5 protein-coding genes are annotated in these 5,252 nt (G+C 67.3%); 4 read left to right on the forward strand and 1 reads right to left on the reverse strand.

Annotation, left to right across the window (positions count from 1 at the left end):
- The 4 genes from pflB to VGC18_RS16165 all read left to right on the forward strand — a co-directional run.
- The coding region (pflB, locus tag VGC18_RS16150; protein WP_331099292.1) for a formate C-acetyltransferase at positions 1-2,212 on the forward strand (2,212 nt) is incomplete at its 5' end.
- Positions 2,213-2,237: 25 nt separating this feature from the next.
- On the forward strand, positions 2,238-3,104 hold the full coding sequence (pflA, locus tag VGC18_RS16155) for a pyruvate formate-lyase-activating protein (protein WP_331099294.1): 867 nt from the start codon (positions 2,238-2,240) through the stop codon (positions 3,102-3,104).
- Positions 3,105-3,226: 122 nt separating this feature from the next.
- On the forward strand, positions 3,227-3,691 hold the full coding sequence (locus VGC18_RS16160) for an aromatic ring-opening dioxygenase LigA (RefSeq protein ID WP_331099296.1): 465 nt from the start codon (positions 3,227-3,229) through the stop codon (positions 3,689-3,691).
- Between the two features lie 34 nt (positions 3,692-3,725).
- A complete protein-coding gene (locus VGC18_RS16165) occupies positions 3,726-4,199 on the forward strand; it encodes an aromatic ring-opening dioxygenase LigA (RefSeq protein ID WP_331099298.1) in 474 nt (157 codons plus the stop codon).
- Positions 4,200-4,223: 24 nt separating this feature from the next.
- On the opposite strand, the gene VGC18_RS16170 is transcribed toward VGC18_RS16165, so the two are convergent.
- Positions 4,224-5,252: aminotransferase class I/II-fold pyridoxal phosphate-dependent enzyme (locus VGC18_RS16170; protein WP_331099300.1), on the reverse strand; the 1,029-nt coding region annotated here is incomplete at its 5' end.

Below are 5,252 nucleotides of genomic sequence, written 5' to 3' on the forward strand. Positions count from 1 at the left end.
CGGATTCGTTCCCGGCCCCTGGCACGACGCCATCGACGTGCGTGACTTCATCCAGCGCAACTACACCCCGTACACCGGAGACGCGAGCTTCCTCTCCGGACCGACCGAGCGCACGCTCGGCATCTGGGCCAAGCTCACCGCGATGTTCCCGCAGGAGCGCGAGAAGGGTGTCTACGACATCGACGCGACCACGCCGGCGACCATCACCGCCCACGCCCCCGGTTACATCGACCAGGCCAACGAGCTCATCGTCGGTCTCCAGACGGATGCGCCGCTCAAGCGCGCGATCATGCCGTTCGGTGGATGGCGCATGGTCGCCACCTCCCTCGAGACCTACGGCTACCCCGTCTCCCCCGAGCTCGAGACCATCTTCACCAAGTACCGCAAGACCCACAACGACGGCGTCTTCGACGTCTACCCGCCCTCCGTCCGCCGCGCGCGCAGCAGCCACCTGATCACGGGCCTGCCGGACGCCTACGGCCGCGGCCGCATCATCGGCGACTACCGCCGCGTCGCCCTCTACGGCACCGACGGCCTCATCGCCGCCAAGAAGCTCGAGCGCGTCGAACTCGACATGGAGTCCTCCACCGAGGACGTCATCCGCTCCCGCGAGGAGAACGCCGAGCAGATCAAGGCGCTCAAGGAGCTGGCCCAGATGGCCGCCTCCTACGGATGCGACATCACCCGCCCGGCCGAGACCGCTCAGGAGGCCGTGCAGTGGCTGTACTTCGCCTACCTCGGCGCGGTCAAGGAGCAGAACGGCGCGGCGATGTCCTTCGGCCGCAACACGGCCTTCCTGGATGTCTTCATCCAGCGCGACCTCGAGGCCGGCCTCATCACCGAGGAGCGCGCACAGGAGCTCATCGATGACCTGGTCATCAAGCTCCGCATCGTGCGCTTCCTGCGGACCCCGGAGTACGACGACATCTTCGCCGGCGACCCCACCTGGGTCACGGAGTCGATCGGCGGCATCGGCGAGGACGGGCGCCCGCTCGTCGTCAAGACGGCCTTCCGCTTCCTCCAGACCCTCTACAACCTCGGCCCGGCTCCCGAGCCGAACCTGACCGTGCTCTGGAACGATGCTCTCCCCGAGGGCTTCAAGCGCTTCTGCGCGCAGGTGTCGATCGACACCTCGGCCATCCAGTACGAGTCGGACGACCTCATCCGCGGCGCCTGGGGTGACGACGCGGCGATCGCCTGCTGCGTCTCGCCCATGCGCGTCGGCAAGCAGATGCAGTTCTTCGGCGCTCGGGTCAACACCGTCAAGGCGCTGCTGTACTCGATCAACGGTGGTCGCGACGAGGTCTCCGGCAAGCAGATCGCCCCGGCGACCGCGCCGAACACCCAGGAGGTGCTCGACTACGACACCGTCTGGGCCGGATTCATGAACACCCTCGAGTGGCTCGCCGAGACCTACGTCGACGCACTCAACTGCATCCACTACATGCACGACAAGTACGCCTACGAGCGCATCGAGATGGCGCTGCACGATGGCAACATCCTGCGCACGATGGCCTGCGGAATCGCCGGCCTGAGCGTCTCCGCCGACTCGCTCTCCGCCATCAAGTACGCCAAGGTCACCCCCGTCCGCGATGAGACCGGCCTCGTGGTCGACTACATCGTCGAGGGCGAGTACCCGGCGTTCGGTAACGATGACGACCGGGTCGACAGCATCGCCGTCGAGATCGTCGAGCGGTTCATGGCCATGGTGCGCAAGCACCCGACCTACCGCAACGCGCTGCACACCCAGTCCGTGCTGACGATCACCTCGAACGTCGTCTACGGCAAGGCCACAGGAAACACCCCCGACGGCCGTCGCAAGGGCCTGCCCTTCGCGCCCGGTGCGAACCCGATGAACGGACGCGACACCCACGGGATGCTCGCATCCGCGCTGAGCGTCGCGAAGCTCCCGTACTCGGAGGCACAGGACGGCATCTCGCTGACGACCACGGTCGTTCCGAGCGGCCTGGGACACAACCCGGACGAGCAGGTCACCAACCTGATCGGCCTGCTGGACGCCTACACGGTCGAGCACGGTTACCACGCCAACATCAACGTCCTCAACCGGGAGACCCTCGAGGACGCGATGGAGCACCCGGAGAAGTACCCGCAGCTGACGATCCGGGTTTCCGGGTATGCCGTCAACTTCGTGCGACTGACCCGCGAACAGCAGCTGGATGTGCTCAGCCGCACCTTCCACGCCGGCGTCTGACGCCTGCACTGAGAAAGGAAACAAGATGACAGCCGTTTCGCTCGGTTTCCCGAGTGTCTCGTGCCCCGTCGTCGAGATGGACGATTCGAACGGGGAGGGCGGCCAGAACACGGCCGCGCTCCCCGCGGATCTCCGCCACCTCGAGCTGGAGGCCATCCGCAACGGAACCGTTGCCAGCGTCCACTCGTGGGAACTGGTTACCGCGGTCGACGGACCGGGGACGCGCATGACGCTGTTCCTGTCCGGCTGCCTGCTCCGCTGCCAGTACTGCCACAACCCCGACACCTGGAAGATGCGGGACGGGAAGATCACCGACATCTCCGAACTGCTGGAGCGAGTCAAGCGCTACCGCAGCGTGTTCAAGGCCACCGGTGGCGGGCTCACCATCTCCGGTGGAGAGCCGCTCATGCAGCCGTCGTTCGTCAAGCGCATGTTCAAGGAGTGCCGCGAGCTCGGCATCCACACCACCCTGGACACCTCAGGGTTCCTCGGCAAGCAGGCCTCCGACGACCTGCTCGACAACGTGGACCTCGTGCTGCTCGATGTGAAGTCCGGGCTGCCCGATACCTACCGTGAGGTGACGGGCAGGGCACTCGCCCCGACCATCGCCTTCGGCGATCGGCTGGCCGAACGCGGCATCGCGGTCTGGGTGCGCTTCGTCCTGGTCCCCGGGCTGACGGACGCCGTCGACAACGTCGAGGCCGTCGCCGACATCGTCGAGCGCTGGCCCAACGTCGAACGCGTCGAGGTCCTGCCCTTCCACCAGATGGGCGAGGACAAGTGGGACCGGCTGGGTGTCACCTATCCGCTCCACGGCGTGAAGCCGCCGGACAACGAGCTGCAGGAACGCGTGCGCTCCCAGTTCCGCGCCAGGGGACTGAAGGTCTACTAGATCGGACCTTGCCCTAGGTCGCGGCCTGTCGGCTCGCTACTATCGGTACCACCCCCGACCGGGGTCTGGTGCCGCCGCTGTCACGGCGGCGGCACCGGGATCACCGACGAAAGGCTGGCATCATGTCCACCACTGTCCCTCTTCCCACCATCAGCACGGGCAAGGCCCGTGCCATCACCGTCATCGGCTGGCTCGGCATCATCGGCGGGATCGTCCTGATCATCGCCGGCGGTGTCGTCTGGGGTGTGGTGAGCAGCCAGCTCAGCAACGAGAAGATCACCGTGAGCGCCGACTCGCCCATCCTGGCCGGCTCGAAGGTGGACGGTCCGTTGACCGCGTTCGCCCAGGCGAACATCATCAATCACCACGCCCTCGAGGCGAGCAAGGGCAAGACCTATGCCCAGCTGGGTCAGGACGACCCGGTGCGCGAGACGGTGATGGATGCCTCCTTCCTCCGCGCCTCCCTGTTCACCTCGGTGGTGTCGTTCGGCGTCGCCGTCTTCGCCATCGGCATGGGCATCATCGTGGGACTCTTCGGCTGGGCGCTGACGGTCTTCGCCCCGCGGACCAGACGCAGCACCGTATAGACCGCACCATCAACGATTCCGAGAAAGGCACTCCATGCCAGAGCTGATCCACCCCTTCCGCACCACCCTCACCATCGGCGCAGACAGGGCGTCCGCCATCCGATCCGCCGGGGTTCTCGGCATGATCGGGGGCGCGGCACTCATCGCGACGGGGAGTGTGGTCTGGGCCGTCGTGCGCAAGCAGCTCCGCGCGGAGAAGATCACCGTCAGTCCCGACTCGCCCATGCTGGCCGGGGCACCGGTCGAAGGTCCGTTCACGGCGCTGGCCGAGGCCAACATCATCAATCAGCACGCGCTGGCCGCCAGCAAAGGCAAGACCTTCGCCGAGCTGCCGCAGGACGACCCGATCCGTGCCACCCTCATGAACGGGTCCTTCCTCAGGACCTCGCTGTTCACCTCCGTCGTCTCCTTCGGCGTCTCGGCCTTCGCGATCGGGGCAGGCATCCTGGTCGGGGTCACCGGCTGGGGTCTGTCCTCCCTCGCCTCCGCGGCGATCGACGAGGACTAAGCGAGGGATCGGCCTGCCGCCGCCTCAGGGGAGCGACAGGCCGATCGTGCCGCCGGCCGACCGCTCCCCCAGGGTCTCGTCGAGCGCCGCGGTGAGGTCGGCGACGAGGTCGGCGGGGTCCTCCAGCCCGACGGACAGGCGCAGGTGCCCCCACCTCCTGAACTCCTCCGGGTAATAGGCAACCCGCGGACCGGTGGTCCCGACGTGGACGATGAGCGACTCGTCGTGGCCGAGCGAGACCGCGGAGGTGATCACGCGCAGGTTCGCGACGAACCGGTTCTGGGCATCCGAATCCCCGCGGATCGCGAAGGCCATCATGCCGCCGAAGCCGTTCGGCATGGTGCGCACCGCGAGCTCGTGCTGCGGATGCGACGGCAGACCGGGATAGGCGACGAAGGCCACCCGATCGTCGGCCTCGAGGAACTCCGCGATCGCCTGCGCGCTTGAGGAGTGCTGCCGGATCCGCAGCGGGAGGGTGATCGATCCCCGGGTGATCAGCCAGGCGTTGAACGGGCTGATCACTCCCCCGACGTCCACCATGGCATCGCCCCTGATCCGGTCGATCAGCTCGCGAGAGCCGATGACCGCGCCGCCCATCGCGTCCCCGTGCCCGTTGATGTACTTGGTCAGCGAATGCACCACCAGATCGGCGCCGAGGTCCAGCGGTCGCAGCAGGATCGGTGAGGCGAAGGTCGAGTCGACGCTGAGGATGGCCCCCGCCCCGTGCGCGATCGCGGCGAGTCGTTCGACATCCGTGATGCGAGTCGTCGGATTCGCCGGCGTCTCCGCGTGGATCAGCCGGGTCTCCGGACGGATGGCCGCCCGGACCGCCTCCGGATCGCTCGTGTCCACGAACGTCGCCAGGATGCCGTACTTCTCCGGCAGGAGCTCCGCGAACAGCCGGAAGGTCGCCTCGTAGACCACGTCGGCCACCACCACATGGTCGCCGGACCTCAGGAAGGTGAAGAACACGGCGTGCAGCGCCGCGACACCGGAGGCGAGGGCGACCGCGGCCTCGCCATGGTCGAGGACCGCCAGCTTCTCCTCCAGCGC

The organism is Lacisediminihabitans sp. (genome assembly GCF_036404185.1).
Taxonomy (GTDB): Bacteria; Actinomycetota; Actinomycetes; order Actinomycetales; family Microbacteriaceae; genus Lacisediminihabitans.

What these genes read in the sequence shown, in the direction of transcription:
- VGC18_RS16165 (WP_331099298.1), top strand. Translation starts at nt 3,726, where the DNA reads ATGCCAGAGCTGATCCACCCCTTCCGCACCACCCTCACCATCGGCGCA.
- pflA (WP_331099294.1), top strand. Translation starts at nt 2,238, where the DNA reads ATGACAGCCGTTTCGCTCGGTTTCCCGAGTGTCTCGTGCCCCGTCGTC.
- VGC18_RS16160 (WP_331099296.1), top strand. Translation starts at nt 3,227, where the DNA reads ATGTCCACCACTGTCCCTCTTCCCACCATCAGCACGGGCAAGGCCCGT.